The organism is Streptomyces sp. NPDC058092 (assembly GCF_042884935.1).
Taxonomy (GTDB): domain Bacteria; phylum Actinomycetota; class Actinomycetes; order Streptomycetales; family Streptomycetaceae; genus Streptomyces.
Genome location: NZ_JBHVSY010000004.1, coordinates 54,958 through 77,214, shown reverse-complemented (window position 1 = coordinate 77,214; position 22,257 = coordinate 54,958). Strand labels below are relative to the sequence as shown.

At 69.3% G+C, this 22,257-nt stretch carries 13 protein-coding genes; 3 read left to right on the top strand and 10 right to left on the bottom strand.

Annotated elements, in window-relative coordinates:
* Nucleotides 1-1,043 precede the first annotated feature (1,043 nt).
* Together ACFVV1_RS08680 and nrdR are read right to left on the bottom strand one after the other, a co-directional pair.
* The gene (locus tag ACFVV1_RS08680; protein WP_389986569.1) at nucleotides 1,044-3,938 is read right to left on the bottom strand and encodes a vitamin B12-dependent ribonucleotide reductase; all 2,895 of its coding nucleotides are present in this window, start codon (nucleotides 3,936-3,938) and stop codon (nucleotides 1,044-1,046) included.
* Nucleotides 3,939-4,097: 159 nt separating this feature from the next.
* Complete coding sequence (gene nrdR / locus ACFVV1_RS08675; RefSeq protein ID WP_389986566.1) at nucleotides 4,098-4,610, bottom strand: transcriptional regulator NrdR; 513 nt, start codon at nucleotides 4,608-4,610, stop codon at nucleotides 4,098-4,100.
* A gap of 603 nt (nucleotides 4,611-5,213) precedes the next feature.
* On the opposite strand from nrdR, the gene lexA reads away from it, so the two are divergent.
* Nucleotides 5,214-6,008, top strand: coding sequence for a transcriptional repressor LexA (gene lexA / locus ACFVV1_RS08670; RefSeq protein ID WP_093898912.1), 795 nt, complete (start codon nucleotides 5,214-5,216; stop codon nucleotides 6,006-6,008).
* A 109-nt stretch (nucleotides 6,009-6,117) separates the two neighbouring features.
* Here the strand turns inward: lexA and ACFVV1_RS08665 are convergent, their stop codons facing one another.
* From ACFVV1_RS08665 to ACFVV1_RS08645, 5 genes are all read right to left on the bottom strand, one after another.
* Nucleotides 6,118-8,088 carry an ATP-dependent DNA helicase gene (locus ACFVV1_RS08665; RefSeq protein WP_389986562.1) on the bottom strand — a complete coding sequence of 657 codons (1,971 nt, stop codon included), beginning with the start codon at nucleotides 8,086-8,088 and terminating at the stop codon, nucleotides 6,118-6,120.
* 38 nt (nucleotides 8,089-8,126) lie between these two features.
* Nucleotides 8,127-10,157, bottom strand: coding sequence for an IucA/IucC family protein (locus tag ACFVV1_RS08660; RefSeq protein ID WP_389986560.1), 2,031 nt, complete (start codon nucleotides 10,155-10,157; stop codon nucleotides 8,127-8,129).
* A gap of 78 nt (nucleotides 10,158-10,235) precedes the next feature.
* Complete coding sequence (locus ACFVV1_RS08655) at nucleotides 10,236-11,042, bottom strand: GNAT family N-acetyltransferase (RefSeq protein WP_389986557.1); 807 nt, start codon at nucleotides 11,040-11,042, stop codon at nucleotides 10,236-10,238.
* 44 nt (nucleotides 11,043-11,086) lie between these two features.
* Nucleotides 11,087-12,976 (bottom strand): IucA/IucC family protein, encoded by a 1,890-nt coding sequence (locus ACFVV1_RS08650; RefSeq protein WP_389986554.1) that lies wholly within the window; start codon nucleotides 12,974-12,976, stop codon nucleotides 11,087-11,089.
* A gap of 29 nt (nucleotides 12,977-13,005) precedes the next feature.
* Nucleotides 13,006-14,385 carry a diaminobutyrate--2-oxoglutarate transaminase family protein gene (locus ACFVV1_RS08645; RefSeq protein WP_389986551.1) on the bottom strand — a complete coding sequence of 460 codons (1,380 nt, stop codon included), beginning with the start codon at nucleotides 14,383-14,385 and terminating at the stop codon, nucleotides 13,006-13,008.
* Nucleotides 14,386-14,714: 329 nt separating this feature from the next.
* On the opposite strand from ACFVV1_RS08645, the gene ACFVV1_RS08640 reads away from it, so the two are divergent.
* Entirely contained in the window at nucleotides 14,715-15,935 is a 1,221-nt protein-coding gene (locus ACFVV1_RS08640; protein ID WP_389986548.1) for a trypsin-like serine peptidase, read from the top strand.
* A 199-nt stretch (nucleotides 15,936-16,134) separates the two neighbouring features.
* Nucleotides 16,135-16,557 carry a hypothetical protein gene (locus ACFVV1_RS08635; RefSeq protein ID WP_389986545.1) on the top strand — a complete coding sequence of 141 codons (423 nt, stop codon included), beginning with the start codon at nucleotides 16,135-16,137 and terminating at the stop codon, nucleotides 16,555-16,557.
* Nucleotides 16,558-16,675: 118 nt separating this feature from the next.
* Here the strand turns inward: ACFVV1_RS08635 and hflX are convergent, their stop codons facing one another.
* The 3 genes from hflX to ACFVV1_RS08620 all read right to left on the bottom strand — a co-directional run bounded on the left by hflX (nucleotide 16,676) and on the right by ACFVV1_RS08620 (nucleotide 22,062).
* Complete coding sequence (gene hflX / locus ACFVV1_RS08630; RefSeq protein ID WP_389986542.1) at nucleotides 16,676-18,196, bottom strand: GTPase HflX; 1,521 nt, start codon at nucleotides 18,194-18,196, stop codon at nucleotides 16,676-16,678.
* A 143-nt stretch (nucleotides 18,197-18,339) separates the two neighbouring features.
* Nucleotides 18,340-19,794, bottom strand: a complete 1,455-nt coding sequence (locus ACFVV1_RS08625) for a M1 family metallopeptidase (protein WP_389986539.1) — start codon at nucleotides 19,792-19,794, stop codon at nucleotides 18,340-18,342.
* 108 nt (nucleotides 19,795-19,902) lie between these two features.
* Nucleotides 19,903-22,062 (bottom strand): RelA/SpoT family protein, encoded by a 2,160-nt coding sequence (locus ACFVV1_RS08620; protein WP_389986536.1) that lies wholly within the window; start codon nucleotides 22,060-22,062, stop codon nucleotides 19,903-19,905.
* Nucleotides 22,063-22,257: the final 195 nt, after the last annotated feature.

Sequence of the window (22,257 nt, the reverse complement as noted above, 5' to 3'; positions counted from 1 at the left end):
TGGAGTTTCGGGGCGAGGCGGCGGCTATCGGCCCAGTGCAGGAAGTCGGGGCGGCGAAGCTGGACGGTAGTACCGGCGTCCGGCCAGGCATCCATATGCGCCAGTGTGATCGTGACCAGGCTCAACTGCTGTTCGTCGAGCCGGTTCAGGAACCTGACGGTGATGAGGATACGGGAGCGGGCGGACTTGCGGACGCTCGGCGCGGAAGCCCGCCCTTTGCTGCGGCCACGGGCCCGACGCGGCACCGGCCAGGACGCGTAAGGACGGATCAGCCTGGCGATGGGAGGCGGCTCTGACGCTCGGTGACCCACATCACCGGAAACTTCCCCGGGCTGAAGACGGGCCGGACCTCATCGAGCCACTGCTCCAGCACGGAAACGATCCAGTCCGTTTCCGGAACGGTGAGCACGGCCCGCCGGGGCGGACTGCCCTTGGACGACCTGCCCCGCCGGACGTAGAAGACGCCGCACCGGCCGTACTGCCGGGCCTACGGATTGTCTTCGCATTCGCGCGGCCACGCATACCGGGCGTCGGTGATGTACTCCATGAACAGCCGTAGGGCGTTCTGGCAGCCCCGGGCGGTCGAGACCACGAGTCGAGACCACGATGGGCCGCTGTCCCGACCGCAGGTGGTCGATGAACGCCTCGACCTCTGCGGCCTGCCACTGCCACGGGTACTCGTGGGTGAAAACCGCGAAGCACCATACGGGATCGATACGGGACTGGATCGTCCGCGCCTTCAGGAACCGGGTCCGCTGCTGCATGGCCCAGCCGTCCGACATCGCCTCGAACACGTCTGGAACCGCATCGAGATGCACGACCCCAGAGGCCGCACCAAGGACGCTGAAACTGGTGGATCAGCTGCTCTCGTCACGATGCATTGAACGCAACATCGATGCATCGCTTACGCGACGCCCCTTGTCTCCGCGGGTCCAAGACGCAGGAGAGGGTGCCGACCGATGGTCGGCACCCTCTCTCAAGTGCAGCACAGCGCCCTCAGCGGCGGATGCTCAATGTTGCATCAGCCGCAATTCCGCTCATTTTCAGCTGCAACCGCTGGTCGAACCGCAGCCCTCGCAGATGTAGCAGGATCCGGCGCGCTGCATCTTCGTACCGCAGGAGAAGCAGAGCGGTGCGTCCGCGCTGATGCCCAGCTGCATCTCGACGAGCTCCGCCGAGGTGTGCGCCGTCTTCGGCGCCGGCTTCTCGGCCTCCTGCACAGGGGCCACCGCCTTCAGGGGCTCCGTCCGCACCGGGGCGGACTGGGCCAGGCCTTCGACGTCCAGTTCGTCGTCCTCCAGGGAGGGCTCGTACGAACCGGTGTCGAGGTGGCGCTGACGCTCCTCGGCCGAGTGGATGCCGAGTGCCGAGCGGGTCTCGAAGGGCAGGAAGTCCAGCGCGAGGCGGCGGAAGATGTAGTCGACGATCGACTGCGCCATCCGCACGTCCGGGTCGTCCGTCATGCCGGCCGGCTCGAAGCGCATGTTGGTGAACTTCGAGACGTACGTCTCCAGCGGGACGCCGTACTGCAGACCGACCGAGACGGCGATGGAGAAGGCGTCCATCATGCCCGCGAGGGTGGAACCCTGCTTGGACATCTTCAGGAAGACCTCGCCGAGACCGTCGTCCGGGTAGGAATTGGCAGTCATGTAGCCCTCGGCGCCGCCCACCGTGAAGGAGGTGGTGATGCCGGGACGGCCCTTGGGGAGGCGCTTGCGGACCGGGCGGTACTCGACAACCTTCTCGACCGCGCTGCGGATGGTCTCCTCGGCCTTGGTCGTGACCTCGGCCTTCTCCTTCTCCTTGGTCTTCGCAGAGAGTGGCTGGCCGACCTTGCAGTTGTCGCGGTAGATCGCGAGCGCCTTGACGCCCATCTTCCACGCCTCGAAGTAGACCTCTTCGACGTCCTCGACGGTGGCCGTCTCCGGCAGGTTGACCGTCTTGGAGAGCGCGCCGGAGATCCACGGCTGGATAGCGGCCATCATGCGCACGTGGCCCATCGCGGAGATGGAACGCTCGCCCATCGCGCAGTCGAAGACCTCGTAGTGCTCGGTCTTGAGACCGGGGGCGTCGATCACATTGCCGTGCTCGGCGACGTGGGCGACGATCGCCTCGATCTGCTCCTCCTGGTAGCCCAGGCGGCGCAGGGCCTGCGGGACGGTTCCGTTGACGATCTGCATCGAGCCGCCGCCGACGAGCTTCTTGAACTTGACCAGGGCGAGGTCGGGCTCGAGGCCGGTGGTGTCGCAGGACATCGCGAGACCGATGGTGCCGGTGGGTGCGATGACCGAGGCCTGCGCGTTGCGGAAACCGTTCTTCGCGCCGAGGCGGACGACGTCCTGCCAGGCCTCCGTCGCGGCGGCCCAGATCGAGTTGTCCAGGTCGTCCATGTGGACGGCCACGGCGTTGGCATCGGCGTGCTGCTTCATGACGCGCTGGTGCGGCTCGGCGTTGCGGGCGTAGCCCTCGTACGGACCGACGACCGCCGCGAGCTCCGCGGAGCGCTTGTACGAGGTGCCGGTCATCAGCGAGGTGATGGCACCGGCGAGAGCGCGGCCGCCGTCGCTGTCGTACGCGTGGCCGGTCGCCATCAGCAGGGCGCCGAGGTTGGCGTAACCGATGCCCAGCTGACGGAAGGCGCGGGTGTTCTCACCGATCTTCTGCGTCGGGAAGTCGGCGAAGCAGATGGAGATGTCCATCGCGGTGATGACCAGCTCGACGACCTTGGCGAAGCGCTCGGACTCGAAGGACTGGCTGCCCTTGCCGTCGTCCTTGAGGAACTTCATCAGGTTCAGCGAGGCCAGGTTGCACGAGGTGTTGTCCAGGTGCATGTACTCGCTGCACGGGTTCGAGCCATTGATCCGGCCGGACTCCGGGCAGGTGTGCCACTGATTGATCGTGTCGTCGTACTGGATGCCCGGGTCGGCGCAGGCCCAGGCGGCCTCGGCCATCTTGCGGAAGAGGGACTTCGCCTCGACCTCTTCGATGACGTCACCGGTCATCCGGGCACGCAGCCCGAACTTGCCGCCGGACTCGACGGCCTTCATGAACTCGTCGTTCACCCGGACCGAGTTGTTGGCGTTCTGGTACTGGACGGACGTGATGTCGTCGCCGCCCAGGTCCATGTCGAAGCCAGCGTCGCGCAGGGCGCGGATCTTCTCTTCTTCCTTCACCTTGGTCTCGATGAAGTTCTCGATGTCGGGGTGGTCGACATCGAGAATGACCATCTTGGCCGCGCGTCGGGTGGCGCCACCGGACTTGATCGTTCCGGCGGAGGCGTCGGCACCGCGCATGAAGGAGACCGGTCCGGAGGCGTTGCCGCCGGAGGACAGCAGCTCCTTGGAGGAGCGGATACGGGAGAGGTTCAGGCCGGCGCCGGAGCCGCCCTTGAAGATCATGCCCTCTTCCTTGTACCAGTCGAGGATCGACTCCATGGAGTCGTCGACGGCCAGGATGAAGCAGGCCGAGACCTGCTGCGGCTGGGGCGTACCGACGTTGAACCAGACCGGCGAGTTGAAACTGAAGACCTGGTGCAGGAGGGCGTACGCCAGCTCGTGCTCGAAGATCTCGGCGTCCGCGGGAGAGGCGAAGTAGCCGTGTTCCTCGCCGGCCTTGCGGTACGTCTTCACGATCCGGTCGATGAGCTGTCGCAGACCGGTCTCGCGCTGCGGGGTGCCGACGGCCCCGCGGAAGTACTTGCTGGTGACGATGTTGACCGCGTTCACCGACCAGAAGTCGGGGAACTCGACGCCACGCTGTTCGAAGTTGATCGAACCGTCGCGCCAGTTGGTCATGACGACGTCACGGCGCGCCCACGTCACCTCGTCGTACGGATGCACGCCGGGGGTGGTGTGGATGCGCTCGATACGCAGACCCTTGCTCGACTTGGATCCCTTGGCTCGGGAACCTCGTGCCGGGCCGCTCGCCGTCTCTGTCATGCCGCCTCCCATATGTGGGCAAAAACGCCCTGAAGTGCCCAGAACTTCCCGGGACACAGTCTGTCTCTGATGCTTCGTGTGCCGCGCACAGCACACGGAGCAGGTCTATACAGCCGCCTGCCGCCGATCCACGGACCCGTGTCGATCGGCCGGTGTCGTTCAGTCGACGGCGACGGCGGGCACGGGGACCTCAAGGGTCTCGCCGGTCCCGCGTTCCGCCACGGGAGGCCGCCGCTCGCGGAGCTCCGCGATGGCGGCCTCGAAGTCCTCAAGTGTGTCGAACGCCCGGTACACGGACGCGAAACGCAGGTACGCGACGAGGTCGAGTTCCTGCAGGGGGCCGAGGATGGCCAGACCCACGTCATGGGTGGTCAGCTCGGCGCTGCCGGTGGCACGCACCGCCTCCTCGACCCGCTGGCCGAGCTTGGCGAGGGCGTCCTCGGTGACCGGCCGCCCCTGGCATGCCTTGCGCACGCCGGAGATGACCTTGGTACGACTGAAGGGTTCGGTCACACCACTGCGCTTGACCACCATCAGCGAGCAGGTCTCCACCGTCGTGAAACGGCGGGAGCAGTCGGGGCACTGACGGCGACGGCGGATCGACGTGCCGTCATCGGTGGTTCGACTGTCGACGACCCGGCTGTCGGGGTGCCTGCAGAAGGGGCAGTGCATGGCTCCCAACCCTCCTTCACAGCACGACTGAATAGCCTCTTCGAGGCCCGTCAGGGCCCCTCGAAGCAGTCTCAAGCATAGGCGATGGCCGCACTCCCGGCGGACCGGGGACCACAACTTCTGGGCGGCTGGAGCAATCCAACCACTAGATCTTGGGTTTGGTCGCGCATTCGGCCCTAGCGCGTGTCGCGCTTCGCGGGTGGCCAGCAGGCAGCGTACGGCCGAGCACGAGGTTACGGGAACCGCGCGGCTGCCAGGATTGCGGGGCCCCGCCTGTCGGACCCCGACAACGCCCCCGCCGGAACCGGACCACAGCCTCCTCGGCCCCGAACGACGACCGGAAGGCGACCCCGCGTGGCGACGCCGCACCGGCGGACGCTAGCGTAATGACCTGAATCGCCGCCCGGGCCGACGGCCCGGGCCAAACGGTCGGCCCGACCGGCCGCCGCGAACGGGGCCCTGGCCGCGTCGGCGTCGCGCATACACCCAGCAGTGAACACACGACAGACTTTTATTAGTTTTTCACTCGAACGTGTGTTTGGCGCAACCTTTCGAAAGCTACTACCGTTGTCCAGCTAGGGAGACCATTCGAGAGGGGCCGACGTGACCACCACCGCAGACAGTGCCACCATCACTGCCCAGGACCGCTCCCAGAGCCGACTCGAGCCGGTGCATGCCATGAATGACTCAGTCACGAACACGGAGGGACCGGAACCCGTGCGCCCAGCGCGCTCGCTGCCCGGCCGACCTCCAGGAATCCGGGCGGACAGCTCGGGGCTCACGGACCGGCAGCGGCGCGTGATCGAGGTGATCCGGGATTCCGTGCAGCGGCGCGGGTACCCGCCCTCGATGCGGGAGATCGGTCAGGCGGTGGGCCTGTCCAGCACGTCCTCCGTCGCCCATCAGCTGATGGCCCTGGAGCGCAAGGGCTTCCTCCGTCGCGACCCCCATCGCCCGCGGGCGTACGAGGTCCGTGGTTCGGACCAGCCCAGCTCGCAGCCCACCGATACGACCGGGAAGCCCGCGGCTTCGTATGTGCCGCTCGTCGGCCGGATCGCAGCGGGTGGCCCGATCCTCGCCGAGGAATCGGTCGAGGACGTCTTCCCGCTGCCCCGCCAGCTGGTCGGTGACGGTGAGCTGTTCGTCCTCAAGGTCGTCGGTGACTCGATGATCGAGGCGGCGATCTGCGACGGCGACTGGGTCACCGTGCGCCGGCAGCCCGTCGCGGAGAACGGCGACATCGTGGCAGCCATGCTGGACGGCGAGGCCACGGTCAAGCGCTTCAAGCGGGAGGACGGCCACGTGTGGCTGCTCCCCCACAACTCCGCGTACCAGCCGATCCCTGGCGACGAGGCGACGATCCTCGGCAAGGTGGTGGCGGTGTTGCGGCGGGTGTGAAGGCTCGCCGACTCCGACCGGGCCCCGGGATCCACTGCGCCGATCCCGGGGCCTGCCTGTGCCACCGTCCGCCCCGGGCCCACGGACACCGGGCCCCGGGGCGGACGGGCTACTGGCCGTTGGCCTTGGCCGCCGCGTCGATGGCCGCGAGTGAGCGGCGCGCCTGGCTACGGTCGGTGGTGTACCAGAAGTCGGGCAGCGAGGCACGCAGGTAGCTGCCGTACCGGGCGTTGGCCAGCCGCGGATCGAGCACCGCGACGACGCCCTTGTCGCCCGTGGCCCGTACCAGTCGGCCGGCGCCCTGAGCCATCAGTAGCGCGGCGTGCGTCGCCGCGACAGCCATGAACCCATTGCCGCCGGCCCCCTCGACCGCCTTCTGGCGCGCGCTCATCAGCGGGTCGTCGGGGCGTGGGAACGGGATCCGGTCCATCACCACCAGCTGGCAGCTGGCCCCGGGCACATCGACGCCCTGCCAGAGCGACAGCGTGCCGAAGAGGCAGGTCTCGGGATCGGCCGCGAAGTTCTTGATCAGCTCTCCGAGGGTCTCCTCGCCCTGCAGCAGGATCGGCTTGTCGAGTCGGCCGCGCAGTTCCTCGGCGGCGGCCTGGGCCGCCCGCATGGACGAGAACAGCCCGAGGGTACGCCCGCCCGCCGCTTCCACCAGTTCGGCGAGCTCATCCAGCATGTCGGTGCGGGAACCCTCGCGACCGGGCGTGGCCAGATGCCTGGCGACGTACAGGATGCCCTGCTTCGGGTAGTCGAACGGCGACCCTACGTCGAGCCCCTTCCACTGCGGAATGTCGTCGCCCACGGTGCCTTCGGGAGCGAGTCCGAGCGACGCCCCCACTCCGTTGAAATCCCCGCCGAGCTTGAGCGTGGCCGAGGTGAGGACGACGGACCGTTCGGCGAAGAGCTTCTCGCGCAGCAGTCCGGAGACGGAGAGCGGGGCGACCCGCACGGAGGCGCCGAAACGGTCGTGACGCTCGTACCAGACGACGTCGTACTCCGAGCCCTGGGTGATGCGCTCGGCGACGCCGTGAATCGTCTCCACCGAAGCCAAAGCCTGCTTACGGACGGCGTCCTCGTCCTGGACGGACTTGTCGCGGGTGGCGCCGATGGCCGAGATCACCGTACGCGCGGCGTCGCGGAGCGCCAGCAGTGCGTAGCCGAGGTCCTCTGGGACCTCCTCCAGACGGCCGGGCAGCGCCAGCTCCATCACCCGCTCGAAGCCCTCCGACGCGGTCTGCAGGGCGTCGGCGGCTTTCTCGTTGACCAGCTTCGCCGCTCGGCGCACGGCACGGTTGACCTGGCCGGGGGTGAGCTCGCCGGTGGCGACTCCGGTGACCCTGGAGACCAGCTCATGCGCCTCGTCGACGATCAGTACCTCGTGCTGCGGGAGCACCGGAGCGCCCTCGATGGCGTCGATGGCAAGGAGGGCGTGATTGGTGACGACGACGTCGGCGAGCTTGGCACGCTCACGGGCCAGCTCCGCGAAGCACTCCGCGCCGTACGCGCACTTGCTTGCGCCCAGGCATTCGCGGGAGGAGACCGAGATCTGCGCCCAGGCACGGTCGGAGACGCCCGGGGTGAGGTCGTCACGATCGCCGCTCTCGGTCTCGCCCGACCAGTCCCGCAGGCGGACGAGATCCTGACCGAGCTTGCTCGATGGCGCCGCAGCCTCGAACTGGTCGAAGAGCCCCTCCTCCTCGTCCTGCGGCACACCTTCATGGAGCCGGTGAAGGCAGAGGTAGTTCGACCGGCCCTTGAGCATGGCGAACTGGGGGCGCCTGCGCAGCAGCGGATGCAGGGCGTCGACCGTACGCGGAAGGTCGCGCTCCACGAGCTGGCGTTGCAGCGCCAGGGTCGCCGTGGCCACCACGACGCGCTCCCCGTGCGCCAGCGCGGGCACCAGGTAGCCGAGGGACTTGCCCGTGCCGGTACCGGCCTGGACGAGCAGATGGGCGTTGTCGTCGACGGCCTCGGCAACAGCCGCGGCCATGGCGGCCTGGCCAGGCCGTTCCGTACCGCCGACGGCGGTCACGGCGGCGTGCAGGAGCTCGGGGAGGGATGGCTTCGTCATAGCCCGACCACCCTACGGGGCACCACTGACAACGGCGATCACTCCCGGACTCGGACGGAGGGGTGGAGCGGATTCGGAACAGTCCCGTGGATCGCCGCGTGCGGACGCCGGGGGCGATCCCGGTATCCGTCCACATGCAGACGGTTGCGGTTCAGACAGAGACGTTCGATGCGGGGCGTCAGCATGTCGAACAACTCGAACCTCTCCTTGAGCTCGGGAAAACGGGCGTGATGCCGCAGGATCTCGGCCCGCACGAGTGACCAGAAATCGGCCTCCGGAACTCCGAGCTGTTCCTCGCACAGCGGGGAGAGGAACCGGAAGACACCGATGAACAGTCCGGCGTGAATGAACTGGGTGAGGAAGGAGGGCTCCTCCGTGAGGAGGATGTCGCGTACGTCCTGCGGCATCGACTCGTGCTCCGGCAGCGGCTGGGAGCTGATGTTCACATCGTCCACGAAGTCCTTGATCGCCAGGCGCACCGGTACGTCCTGTTCGTCGAAGACGACGATGGCGTTCTCGCCGTGCGGGGAGAACACGGTGCCGTAGCGGTAGAGGAAGCGCAGCAGCGGCGGGAGCAGCGCCCCGAAGAGCCGGGTCAGCCAGGCGGTGGGGGTCAGTCCCGAGCGGGCGACGAGCTCGGCCGTGAAGGCGCGGCCCTGGGGATCGGTGTGGAGCAGCGAGGCGAGCGTCCGGGCCCGCTCGCCCGGCGCGAGCCGGGGCTGGAGGGGCTCTCGCCAGATCGCGCCGAGGATCTCCTTGAACTGGTACGGCGTCTCGGGGAGGTGGTCGTAGAGCGGATGCTCGACGGTCACGGAGGCGACCTCGCCGAGCAGGATGACGCCGCAGGTGTCGCGCAGAAAGGTGTCCCGGTCGCGCAGGCCCTGGACCCAGGTGGTGACTGCGGGGGCCGCGAGGGTGCGTTCGGTCGGAAGGCCTCGCCAGACCAGCGTGTTGAGGATCGACAGGGGCAGTTTGACGGTGTGCCGGTCGGGGCGGGTCGCATTGGCGAAGGTGCGGATGGACTGCTGCGGAAGCCGGAGGTCCGCGTCGGCGTGGAGCGGGACGATGTCGCCTGCGGCAATGGCCGGGGCGAAGACCGGAACGATCCATTCATCCCATTGCCAGGGGTGCACGGGAAGACAGAGGTAGCCGTCGGGGTCGAGGTCGCGGGTGCGGAGCACGGCGGCGAAGGAGTCGCGGACCGACGGGTCGAGTTCCTGTGCGTACAACTGCTCGGGAGCCGCCAGGCCGGGCACTCCGCGGTAGGCGGCGATCCGGGTGGAAACAGCGATCCACGGCAGCCGGACCGGCCTGCGGGCCTCGGGCGTGTAGCGGGCGGCGTCGGTGGCGGAGAAGCCGAGGCGCCCTTTATTGGCCACGAGCCAAGGGTGGCCCGTCTGGTGCCCTTCCAGCTCGGCGTAGTCGAGGTCGGCCAGCCGGGCGGCGGAGAGCGCGGTGTGGTCGATCCGGGCGTCGGCGGCGAGGGTGGTGGTGATCTCGCGGATGAGGTGGCCGAGGGTGGCGCCGTCGATCCCGAGGAGGTGGCGAGCGCGGGCGAGGAACTGCAGCGGATCTCGGAAGGGGACGGCGTCGGCGTTCCGGTCCTGCCGCGGACCGCGGACGGGGACGGGCACGGCGTTCCGGTCCTGCAGCGGATCGGCGGGCGCGCCGCGGCCGCTGTCGCGCGTCGATTCTGTGGGTGCCTCCCGGTCGCTGTAGCGCGGCCGTGCTGCCGGCGCGTCCCGGTCGCTCGCGCCTGTCGCTCCGGCCGGTGCCTCCCGGGCGCCCCAGGACGTCTCCAGGATCGACTCGGGGGCGATGTGCCAACCGCCGTACACACCCCGCCGGGCTCTGAAACTCAGCGTTCCACCGTCGTCGAGCGTGAGGATGTACGTATCGCCGCCGCCGACCTGCCCGAGTGGCTCGATGACTTCCTCGTAGGCGAATTGACCGAGCATCTTCGCGAGCAGTCGGGCGGCGGCTCCGTCCCAGACCGTCCGGTTCAGTTCTGGCGTGCTGGGCAGCGCTTCGGACTCCGCTGAATCATGGCTCGCAGGATATTTCGGCACGGGGACTCCTCCGGGTGGAACCGATGGGGTTCGAGCGGTGTACGCGTTGCAGCGGTTCGTTCAGTGCGTTCAGTTCGTTCACAGCTGGGCACGGTGGGTTCGGTCGCGGACCATCAGGGCAGCTCGTTTGTCGGGGAGTTCGACTTCCGCGAAGAAGCGGAAGCCGGCACTCAGGAAGGCGGAGACGGAGGGGGTGTTTCGCAGATCGGGCTCCGCGACAACCCGCGCGCACAGGGGGCGGTTGTCGAGTACGAGGTCGGCGACGGCCCGGAGCAGGGTCGTACCGACGCCGCGTCCACGGTCGTTCACGCCACCGATGAGAAGGTGGATTCCGGTGTCGTGCGGGCGAGCGGGGTAGTGGCGCGCCAGCGGATCGAGATCCGCGCGATAGATCTCCCAATAGCTCATGGGGATGCCGGCCAGCACGCCGAGGCACGGGACGCTGCGTCCGTCACCGTCGAACTGAGAACGCAGATGAGCGGCTGTGACGGCTTCGGACCCGGCGAGCTCCCAGAACGCGGCAACCGCCGGGTCGTTCATCCAGCGGCTGATCACGGCGAGGTCGCGTTCCAGCCGCACGGGGACGAGTTGGAACACACCGGCCGGGGTGGCCACCGGTCCCCAGTCGGCCGGGTGGTCGAGCAGAGCGGAGGAGGCCGTCCTGTTCACGGTCGGCTGCGTGCCCGCGGCCGGGCCCGCGTCATCCGGTGCGGATGACGCGGGCCCGTTCAGCGGCAGCGGCTGTGCGGCGGTGGCCGGTGCGTCCTCCCCGAACACGGCGAGGAGTTCTTCGGAGAGCGGCAGATCCAGGGTGTCCTCGGCGCCCGTGTCGGTCTGTGGGGCAGGTCCGGGACCGGCGTCGGTGTGCGCATCGGCGGGAGCCACGGTGTTGCTCTCCTCTCGGCGGTTCAGGCGGCGTTCATGGTCCTTCAGACATACAGGGGGTTGGCAATGGTGACGTACACGGACTGGGTGTCGACAGGCCCGACGAGTTCGTCGAGGCCGTGCAGCCGGGTCAGCAGGTTGGCCTTGCACCGCAGTTGGGGGTTGTCCAGCAGATGTGCGGGCAGCGGAGAGCCAAGGTCGGTGGCCGAGCCGAGGAACCGGCGGAACGCGGCGATGAGCACGTGTTCGTCGGCGAGGCGCTGGGCGCCGAAGGCTCCGATCAGGCCGAACACATTGTTGATGCCGAGGTAGTAGGCGAAGCGTTCGTCGGTGACCGCGTCGGAGACGAAGGTGTCGCTGACCGATCCGATGCCGGGGAGCCGGTGCTCCAGTGCTGCGCGGTGGGACTCCCGGAAGTAGTAGCCCTGGTTGTCGCGGTACCGGCCGCCGACGGGCCAGCCGTGCGGGTCGAGCAGCACCAGGGTGTTCTGCTGGTGGGCTTCGAGCGCCACGCCCGCGTGGGCGTCGAGCCAGAGCACGGGGCGCACGACGCGGTCGAGGTAGCGCAGGAACCACTCGGTGGCGACGGCTCCCACGGCTCTTCCGGTGGCGGCGGCCAGGGAGAGAACGATCTCGGCGAGGCGTGACCGCATGCCGGCCCGACCGGGCCAGGGGCGCGGGGCGGTGAGCGCGGCGATACAGACGGCGTCGTCGTACGGGCCGAACGGGTTGTGGCGCAGCATCACGTCGAGGCCTGCGACGGGCTCTCCGTCCGGACCGTCGACGGCGAGCCAGGCGGGGTCGCGGACGATGTCGAAGCCCGGGTGGACGGCGTGCCACTGCGCGGCGAGTCCGCTGCGGAGCAGCCGGTGGACCTCCACTCCGCGGTGGAGTTCCTTGCGGAGATTCTCACGACGGGAGTTGGTGATGCGGACGCCGAGGGAGAGCTTGAGCATGACCTCGGCACCGGGCCGATGCACGGTACGAACGGAGGAGGTGGGGTGCCAGTGCTTCCCGTGCTGACCCAGGTCGTGAAGGAGTCCGGCGCCGAGCAGGGCGACTACTTCGGGCCGGTGGCCGAGTTCACGGGCCTGCCAGGGGTGGAGCGGAATCGGTGCGGTGTTGTCGGGGAGCGGCATTCCGCCGGCGTGGGAGGTGACCAGTTCCGTGGCCGGCACGGGACGGCCTCCGTCGGTCCAGGCGGAGTCGGTGGCCAGCACGGACCGGTCGACGGCCATCCAGTGCAGCGGGAAGGAGCCGTGCAACTCGGGTGAGTAGCGGCGGGATTCGGAGTCGGAGAGGCCCTCGCGGCTCTTGGGGGTGGGGTGGAGCGGATGTCCGAGCAGAAGTGACTGCTCGGCGGTGAGGAAGAAGTCCGCTTCTGGCGGAGCGTCCGGAGTGCGGCGCCGTTCGGCGATGAAGCCGGCGGTCCGCCGTACCGAGTCGGCGACCCGGGCCACCATGTCGGCGCCTTCGTGGTGGTCGGCCTCTCGGCCCAGGAGAGCGGCGACCGTGACGGCATCGGCCGCCGGCGCTCCTTCGGGCGCCCCCTCCAGGGCAGGCGTGCCGAAGCGGTGCCAGCCCGTGGCGGACCAGTAGACGACGGGAACGATTAGCGCGGCTCCGCTTGCGGGGAGGGGGATCCGGAGGGTGTCCCCGACCGGCCGGGGGAGGTCGGTCTCCCGGACCCAGCAGCGGAGCAGATTCTCGGCACCCGCCGTGTCGGCGGCGCGCAGCGGATCCGGATGGTCGAGGAGGTCGGCGGATGCCGCGCCGGTGTTCGTGCACTTCGGGGCGTACTGCTCGTCGTGCGGTGCCGCCTTCTGGCGCGGCACGGTGGTGTGCTCGACGACGAGGTTGCCGGTGTGTGCGTCCTGTCCTCGCTGCTGGGTGGGGGGAGGGCCGTCGGCCTGGGGCGCGGGTGTGGGGTTCACGGCGGTCTTCCTTGTGATGGTGTCCGGGGTCAGCGGATCGACCCGGTCGTGTTCCGGCGGTGCGGCAGGCGCTCGGCGGCTGCCAGGGCGTCGGCGAGGCGGTCCACGACCGCTGTTGCCTGTTCGTCGGTGAGAGTGAGGGGCGGGAGGAGCCGTACGACGGTCGAGTGGCGTCCGCCGAGTTCGACGATGAGCCCGCGGCGCAGACATTCCTGTTGGACGGCAACGGCGAGGGCCGGGGCGGGCGGTGGCTCGGGGCTGCCGCCCTGCGGAGCGGCTTCCGGGTCGACGAGTTCCACTCCGATCATCAGGCCCCGTCCGCGGACGTCTCCGATGGACGGGTGGTCCGTGGCCAGCCCCTGGAGGCGTGCGACCATCCGGGCGCCGAGCGTCGCGGCACGCTCGGCGAGCTGGTTCTCCCGCACGAAGGAAAGGGTGGCCGTACCGGCCGCCATCGCGAGTTGGTTGCCCCGGAAGGTGCCGGCGTGGGCGCCCGGCTGCCAGGTGTCGAGCTCGGAACGGTAGACGATCACCGCGAGCGGGAGGGAACCGCCGATGGCCTTGGAGAGCACCATCACATCGGGCACGATCCCGCTGTGTTCGACCGCCCAGAAGGCACCGGTGCGGCCGACGCCCGTCTGGACCTCGTCGGCGATCAGGGGGACGGACCGGGTCTCGGTGATCTCGCGCATCCGGCGCATCCAGTCGTCGGGGGCGGGGTTCACGCCGCCCTCCCCCTGCACCGGTTCGAGGATCATTCCGGCCGGCGCGGGTGCGCCTCCCTTGGGATCGTCCAGGAGGCTCTCGGTCCACCGGGCGGCCGTCTCCGCGCCGCGCGCACCGCCGATACCGAAGGGGCAGCGGTAGTTCTGCGGGAAGGGCAGCCGCGTCACCCGTACGTCCTCGGCACCGCCCGACGCGGCCAGGGCGCCCGCCGTCATCCCGTGGTAGGCGCCGGTGAAGGCGAGGAGTCCGCTGCGGCCGGTAGCGGTACGGACCAGTTTGAACGCCGCCTCCACGGCGTCCGTACCGGCCGGTCCGCAGAACTGGATCCGGGCGTTGTCGGCGAACTGCCGTGGCAGGGTGGCGAACAGCTCCGTGGTGAAGGCGTCCTTGACCGGGGTCGCGAGGTCGAGCACGTGCAGCGGTGCGCCCGAGTCGATCACATTCCTGATCGCCTCCAGGACCACCGGGTGGTTGTGCCCGAGCGCCAGGGTGCCGGCCCCGGAGAGACAGTCGAGGTATCGCCGCCCGTCCGCGCCCTCGATGGTCATCCCACGGGCCCGTACCGGCACGATCGGCAGTGAACGCGCGTAGGTACGGGCGGCGGATTCCCGCAGCGACTGGCGGCGCAGGATCCCCTCGTGCACCGCCGGTGCTGCCACCGGAGCTGATTCGGTCACGGCCACGGCTGTTGGTCCTCCTGCTGTAACAGTTGCGTTGCACGTCAGTACGTCGGCGTACGGACGGACTGCGGGGATGAACGCTGTCCTCGAATCCCTCGCACGTACCAACGACGCCGGTCGCAGCGGATCACGGGTATATCCGAAGATCCTTGCGGGGGCGGAACCGTGGCCCTGCTGCGTACCGTCCCCATCGGCACCGGCATAGTGGGGGCCGCACGGAGGGCTCGGGCAGTTTTCCGGATGTCCGCCGGACGTTCGGAGCAGATGGCTCGGAGCAGTGCCGAAGTGCAGTACAGAAGCGTTGAGTTACGAAGTCCCAGGGGGATCACCACATGCGACTCATTCGACCAGTTCCCACCACCCGTCGGGGGAGCGCAGGCCGCACGCGTTCCTCGGCGCTCGCCGTGGCCGCGGTCGCCGCGGTCCTCGCACTCACCGCCACCGCCTGCGGGCCGGACGAGAACAATGCCGACGACAAGCCGAGCAGCCCGGCCGGCCAGTCCTCGGACGGCAAGATCACCATTCCGGACGATCTGAAGGACCGGCTGAAGGAACACGGGATCGACCTCGACCAGTGGAAGAACGGCGAGTGGAAGAACTGGGACAGGGACAAGTGGCTGCGCGAGGCCAAGGACTACGTCAATCCGATCATCGAGGGCCTCTGGGACCCGGACCGGATGCGGGATGCCGACAAGTCGCCGGAGAAGCCGGTCGACAATGACATCTCGGGCGATGTGGGCGTGACGGACCCGACGCCCGCACCGGTCCAGGCCACCGGCGTCCGGACGCCGTACCACGCCAACGCCGCGGAGTCCGGGAAGCTGCTGTTCGACAGCCCCGAGGGTTCCATGGTCTGCTCCGCGACTGTGGTGAAGGACCCGGCGCACCCCGGGAAGTCCAACCTGGTGTGGACCGCCGGACACTGTGTGCACGCCGGCAAGAAGGGCGGCTGGTACCGCAACATCGCCTTCGTTCCGTCGTACAACAACAGCGGTCTGTCGACCGCCGAGCTGAAGAAGGCGACCAAGCAGGAGATCGCGCCCTACGGCGTGTGGTGGGGCCAGTGGGCGCAGACGTCCGACCAGTGGATCTCGCAGGGCTCCTCGGTCGGCGGGCAGGGCGCCCCGTACGACTTCGCGGTGCTGCACGTCACGCCGGAGAAGGGCTCGACGGGCAAGTCCCTGGAGGAGACGGTCGGCTCCGCGCTGCCCGTCGACTTCAAGGCCCCGGCCGTGCCGGAGATCGACAGCATGACGGCCACCGGTTTCCCGGCCGCTCCGCCGTACGACGGTCAGATGGCGTTCCAGTGCGCTGACAAGCCGGGCCGGCTCTCGCTGACCGCGCAGGACCCCACGATGTACCGCATCGGCTGCACCATGACCGGCGGTGCCTCCGGTGGTGGCTGGGTCGCGGCGGGCCAGGACGGCAAGCCCGCGCTGGTCTCGAACACCTCCATCGGCCCGGTGACGGCCGGCTGGCTGGCCGGGCCGCGGTTCGGCAAGGAAGCCAAGGACGTCTACGAATCGGTCAGCAAGAAGTACGCAGGACAGTGACGAGGACCGTTACCCGGACCGGTCCGGGTAACGGTGACGGTCCATCGGGGCCCCTGGCGTGGCAGTTGCCCGCCGGGGGCCCTTCCCGTGCTCCGGGTGGGCGGTGTCCGCGTGACACGGAGCGTGGACCGCACCGTCATAGGGTGGGCCTGTGTCTGCGGCGGCCATTGGTCCGGCCGCGGTCTCGCATGACACGTTCATGGCAATCTTGGAGATTTCAGGGGGACTCTTTTCCACGCGCTCCATACGTCCGCTGCTCGCCGCGACCGGCCTTGCCGCCGCGCTGTCGCTCACGGCCACGGCCTGTGGTCCGAGCGAGGACAACGCGGCCGACAAGCCCGCCGCCGGCTCCGCCAGTGGCAAGGACTCCGGCGGCTCCCTGTCCGACGGTCTGGCCGAGACGTTGAAGAAGCATGGCGTCGACCCGGCGAAGTGGAAGAACGGCGAGTGGAAGAACTGGGACAAGGACACCTGGTTCAGTGAAGGCCCCGACGGCAAGCTCGGGCTGGTCTCCAACATCTCCATCGGCCCCGTGACTTCGGGTTGGCTCGCCGGACCCCGTCTGGGCAAGGGCGCACAGGACGTCTTCACCACGATGAGCGAGAAGTTCGGCAGCCGGTAACAGCCACCGGCATCCTTGAAAGTCCGAAGCCCGAACGCCCGATGGCCGAACGCCCGATGGCCCGCTCCCGACGAGGGGAACGGGCCATCGGTCCGTACTGAGCCGTACCGCGCTGCCGTCAGTGCGCCACGGGGACGAACGAGGAGAGCTCGGCCGCGAGTTCCTCATGGACCCGCGCGTTGAGCAGGGTGCCCTCCGACGTGTGTTCCTCGGAGATCACCTCGCCCTCGGCGTGCACCCGGGAGACGAGTCCACCCTGGGTGTACGGGACGAGCGCCTCGATCTCGACCGAGGGCCGGGGCAGTTCCGTATCGATGAGGGCGAGCAGCTCGTCGATACCGGCGCCGGTGCGCGCCGAGACGGCGATCGCGTGCTTCTCGATGCGCAGCAGCCGCTGCAGCACCAGCGGATCGGCTGCATCCGCCTTGTTGATCACCACGACCTCGGGCACGTCCACCGCACCCACCTCGCGGATCACCTCGCGCACCGCGGCGAGCTGCTCCTCCGGTACCGGGTGCGAGCCGTCCACCACGTGCAGGATCAGGTCGGATTCGCCGACCTCCTCCATCGTGGAGCGGAACGCCTCGACGAGGTGGTGCGGCAGATGCCGTACGAAGCCGACGGTGTCGGCCAGGGTATAGATCCGGCCGCTCGGCGTCTCGGCCCGGCGCACGGTCGGGTCCAGGGTGGCGAACAGGGCGTTCTCCACGAGGACGCCCGCACCGGTCAGCCGGTTGAGCAGCGAGGACTTGCCCGCGTTGGTATAGCCGGCGATGGCGACCGACGGCACCCGGTTGCGCTTGCGCTCCTGGCGCTTGATGTCGCGGCCGGTCTTCATCTCCGCGATCTCCCGGCGCATCTTCGCCATCTTCTCGCGGATCCGACGCCGGTCCGTTTCGATCTTGGTCTCACCGGGACCACGGGTGGCCATACCACCACCACCGCTGGAACCGCCGCCGCCCATCTGACGGGAGAGCGACTGACCCCAGCCGCGCAGCCGCGGCAGCATGTACTGCATCTGTGCCAGCGAGACCTGCGCCTTGCCCTCCCGGGACTTGGCGTGCTGGGCGAAGATGTCGAGGATCAGGGCGGTCCGGTCGACCACCTTGACCTTGACGACGTCTTCCAGGTGGATCAGCTGACCGGGGCTGAGCTCACCGTCGCACACAACGGTGTCGGCCCCTGATTCGAGGACGATGTCGCGCAGCTCCAGCGCCTTGCCCGAGCCGATGTAGGTGGCCGGGTCGGGCTTGTCGCGGCGCTGGAAGACGGCGTCGAGCACCAGAGCGCCCGCCGTCTCCGCCAGTGCGGCCAGCTCCGCGAGGGAATTCTCCGCGTCCTGCGCGGTCCCCGAGGTCCAGACGCCGACCAGCACCACACGCTCCAGGCGCAGCTGCCGGTACTCGACCTCGGTGACGTCCTCGAGCTCGGTGGAGAGTCCCGCCACACGCCGCAGCGCGGCGCGCTCCGAACGGTCGAACTGCTCGCCGTCCCGCTCTCCGTCGATCTCGTGGCTCCAGGCGACGTCCTCTTCCATCAGGGCGTCGGCCCGAAGGCTCTCGGTGAGGCTCTCGGTGACATTCTCCGTGGCGCTCTGCGCTTCCTGCGCGTCCTGGGGAAGGGAAGAAGAGGAGGTCATTGGATCCTTACGTCGATTGAAGTCCGTTACATCAGTCACAACGCGTAACCTCTCCCGATGATTCCCGCTGTCGGGAATCCACGGTCGGGCCGCTGCGGCGACCCGACGATAGTGGCATGGTCCGTGGGGCCCGTCACTCGGGTTTATCGCTGTCCGGCGGGCTTGGCGCTGTGCCAGTCCCGGTGCCCCGGCATTGCCGGGGTCTTCGTGCCGTACAGCCAGCCGTCGAAGAACCGGGTCAGGTCGCGGCCCGCGGTCTGTGACGCCAGCCGGACGAAGTCCGCAGTGGCGGCGTTCGAGTCGCGGTGCTTCGTCACCCACGTCCGCTCCAGGCGGTCGAACGCGCTCTCGCCGATCTCCTGGCGCAGCGCGTAAAGGACCAGTGCGCTGCCGTCGTACACCACCGGCCGGAACAGGCTGAGCTTCTGTCCGGGCGCCGGAATGTCGGGGCGGGCCGGCGGGCCGCCCGCGGCGCGCCAGCCGTCGGACTTGATGTACGCCTCGCGCATGCGGCCTTCCAGCGACTTGCCGGCGTGCTCCTCGGCGTAGCGGGCCTCGTACCAGGTGGCGTGTCCCTCGTTGAGCCACAGATCGGACCAGGCGTGCGGGGAGACGCTGTCGCCGAACCATTGGTGGGTGAGCTCGTGCACCATGATCGACTCGACGTACCACTCGGGGTAGGCCGTCTGGGTGAACAGGGACCGTTCGAAGAGCGAGAGCGTCTGGGTCTCCAGCTCGAAGCCCGTGTCGGTGGCGGCGACCAGCAGTCCGTACGTCTCGAAGGGGTAGCGGCCGACCTGCTGTTCCATCCATTCCAGCTGAGCGGGTGTCTTGGCCAGCCAGGGTTCCAGCCGCTTGCGGTCGGCGCTCGGCACCACGTCGCGCACCGGAAGTCCGTTCGGCCCGGTGCGTCGCAGGACGGTGGAACGGCCGATGCTGACCTGGGCCAGTTCGGTGGCCATGGGGTGTTCGGTCCGGTAGGTCCAGGTGGTCTCGGCACCGTGCCGGACCGTGCCCGCGGGCAGGCCGTTGGCGACCACCGTGAGGTCCTTGGGTGCGGTGATCCGGAAGGTGAAGAAGGCCTTGTCGGCGGGGTGGTCATTGCTCGGGAAGACCCGGTGCGCGGCGTCGGCCTGATTGGCCATGGCCAGTCCGTCGGCGGTGCGCAGCCAGCCGCCGCTGTTTCGGTCGCCGCGCGGGTCGCTGGTGTGCCGGACGGTGATGTGCAGCGGCACTCCTGCCGGGAGCCGGCCGGGCGGCTGGATGACCAGGTCCTCGTCCGCCACGGCGAAGTCGGCGCGCAGACCGTTGACTTCGACCGTACGGACTGTGCCCCGGGTGAAGTCGAGGTTGATCCGGTCCAGCGGTTCGGTGGTCCTCGCGTCGATTGTGGTGACGGCGTCCAGCGGTTTGCTGTTGCTGCCGTGGTAGGTCAGTCCGATGTCGTACGCGAGGACGTCGTACCCGGGATTGCCGAGGTGCGGGAAGAGTGGATCGCCGATGCCGAGCGGCACGGGTGAGGGGAGGGCGGCGGCAACGAGGGTGGCCGATGCGGTGGCCAGCAGAGCGGCCCGCAGACGGCGGGAGATGAACGGCATGAACTACCGCTATCAGCGACTCCCACCCGGGCAGGTGCGGCGCGCGCCGCGCCACTCGAACGAGATCACCGTGGCAGATGGCGCTGCGCGGCGGAGCCGTACGGGGAGTCAGACGGCGGCTGTCGGGTGCTGGGCGCGGCTCACGTCGTACACCCCGGGTACCTCACGCATCGCGCGCATCAGCGCCGGCAGTCCGGCGGCGTCGGGGAGCTGCAGTGTGTAGGTGTGGCGGACGCGCTGTTCGCTGGGTGGTTCGACGGTGGCGGAGATGATCGCCGCGTCCGCCGCCGCGATCGCCTCGGTGAGGTCGGCGAGCAGCCGGGGCCGTCCGAAGGACTCGGCGACCAGGGTGACCCGGCATCCGGCCGCGTCGCCCCAGGTCACCGGGACCGGCACCCGACCGACGGACTGCATCCGGGAAACCGCGGGACATTCCAGCCGGTGCACGGTGACGGCGCCGCCGCGCACGACGAAACCGGTGACGGCGTCGGGGGGTACGGGGGTGCAGCAGCCCGCGAGACGTACGGTGGCGTCCGGCCGGTCCACCACGGCGTTCGCGGTGCGGGCCTCGGCCCTGTCGCCGCCGGGGTCGGCGGTTGCCTGGAGCTGTGGTCCGGGCGGCCTGGGCGCCGCGGGCCTGCTGCTGTGCGGACTCGGGGCGTCCTCGGGATGCGCGTCGAACCAGCCGGTGATGGCGATGCGGGCGGCGGGGGTGCGGGCGTGGTCGAGCCAGTCGGGCGAGGGACCGGACCCGACGTCCTCGGCGAGCAGCAGCTGCACGGTGTCGCCGTCGTTCAGGACGGTGCCGAGGGTGGCGAGCCGGCCGTTGACCCGGGCGCCGATGCAGCTGTGTGCCTCGTCCCCGTACTGCGCGTAGGCGGCGTCGACACAGCTGGCTCCGGCGGGCAGGCCGAGCGTGCCGCCGTCGGTGTGGAAGACCGTGATCTCCCGGTCCTGGGCGAGGTCGGCGCGGAGCGTGGTCCAGAAAGTGTCGGAGTCCGGGGCGGACTGCTGCCACGAAAGAAGCCTGGAGAGCCAGCCGGGACGGGTCGGGTCGGCGCGCTCTCCGTCCGCGGGTTCGGCGGTCTGGGGCCCGGAGCCGCTGTCCGCGGCGTACGGATTGCCGAGGGCGATGACGCCGGCCTCGGCGACCTTGTGCATCCGGTGCGTACGGATGAGGATTTCGGCGACCGCCCCGTCGGGGCCCACGACCGCGGTGTGCAGTGACTGGTACAGGTTGAATTTGGGGGCGGCGATGAAGTCCTTGAACTCGGAGATCACCGGGGTGAAGCAGGTGTGCAGTTCGCCGAGCACGGCGTAGCAGTCGGCGTCCTCCCCGACGAGGACCAGCAGCCGGCCGAAGTCGGTGCCACGCAGTTCGCCGCGTTTGGTCCTGACCCGGTGCACGGAGACGTAGTGGCGCGGCCTGATGAGGACCTCTGCCGGAATACCGGCCTCCCGCAGCACCGCCCCGACGTTCTCGGCGATGGCCGCGAGCGGGTTCTGGAGGGCCGCGGCGCCGGAGGCGTCCGGCTGTGCCGATGCGGCGGCGATCAGCGCGCGGGTGTGTTCGTACTCCTCGGGGTGGAGGATCGCGAAGACGAGGTCCTCCAGCTCGGTCTTGAGCGCCTGTACGCCGAGCCGTTCGGCCAGCGGGATCAGCACGTCCCTGGTGACCTTGGCGATCCTGGCCTGTTTCTCGGGGCGCATCACGCCGAGGGTGCGCATGTTGTGCAGCCGGTCGGCGAGCTTGATCGACATCACACGGACGTCGTCCCCGGTGGCGACCAGCATCTTGCGGAAGGTCTCGGGTTCGGCTGCTGCTCCGTAGTCGACCTTTTCGAGTTTGGTGACGCCGTCGACGAGGTAGCAGACCTCTTTGCCGAACTGGTCCCTCACCTGATCGAGAGTCACCTCGGTGTCCTCGACGGTGTCGTGGAGCAGCGAGGCGGTGAGTGTCGTGGTCTCGGCGCCGAGCTCGGCGAGGATCAGCGTGACGGCGAGCGGGTGCGTGATGTACGGCTCGCCGCTCTTGCGCATCTGCCCGCGGTGCGAGGACTCCGCGAGTACGTAGGCCCGGTGCAGGACGGAGAGGTCGGCATCCGGGTGGTGGGCCCGGTGGGCCTCGGCGACATGGCCGATCGCGTCGGGCAGCCGGTCGCGGGAGACAGGGCCGAGCAGCGCGACGCGGCCGAGCCTGCGGAAATCGATCCGGGGACGGCCCCGTCTGCGGATGGGAGCACCTGGGTTGGTGGCCTCTGCACTCATGGGGCACCTCCGGCAACGTCGACCGGCGGTGGGAAGGTGCGGTCGCGCCTCCGGGCCGGTGCTTGATGCTACCGAGCCCACCACGTGGCGGAGTCCGGCTCTCGCTCAGCGTGAAACGGATCACCCATTCGAGCGAAGCTCCAGGGCCCTTCGTTTGGATCATGCCGGGCTCGCGTGCCCCGGCACCGCTCCCTG

Coding starts and splice junctions, on each gene's coding strand:
- ACFVV1_RS08680 (WP_389986569.1), bottom strand. CDS start 3,938: ATGACAGAGACGGCGAGCGGCCCGGCACGAGGTTCCCGAGCCAAGGGA.
- nrdR (WP_389986566.1), bottom strand. CDS start 4,610: ATGCACTGCCCCTTCTGCAGGCACCCCGACAGCCGGGTCGTCGACAGT.
- ACFVV1_RS08665 (WP_389986562.1), bottom strand. CDS start 8,088: ATGACGAAGCCATCCCTCCCCGAGCTCCTGCACGCCGCCGTGACCGCC.
- ACFVV1_RS08640 (WP_389986548.1), top strand. CDS start 14,715: ATGCGACTCATTCGACCAGTTCCCACCACCCGTCGGGGGAGCGCAGGC.
- ACFVV1_RS08635 (WP_389986545.1), top strand. CDS start 16,135: ATGGCAATCTTGGAGATTTCAGGGGGACTCTTTTCCACGCGCTCCATA.
- hflX (WP_389986542.1), bottom strand. CDS start 18,196: ATGACCTCCTCTTCTTCCCTTCCCCAGGACGCGCAGGAAGCGCAGAGC.
- ACFVV1_RS08625 (WP_389986539.1), bottom strand. CDS start 19,794: ATGCCGTTCATCTCCCGCCGTCTGCGGGCCGCTCTGCTGGCCACCGCA.
- ACFVV1_RS08620 (WP_389986536.1), bottom strand. CDS start 22,062: ATGAGTGCAGAGGCCACCAACCCAGGTGCTCCCATCCGCAGACGGGGC.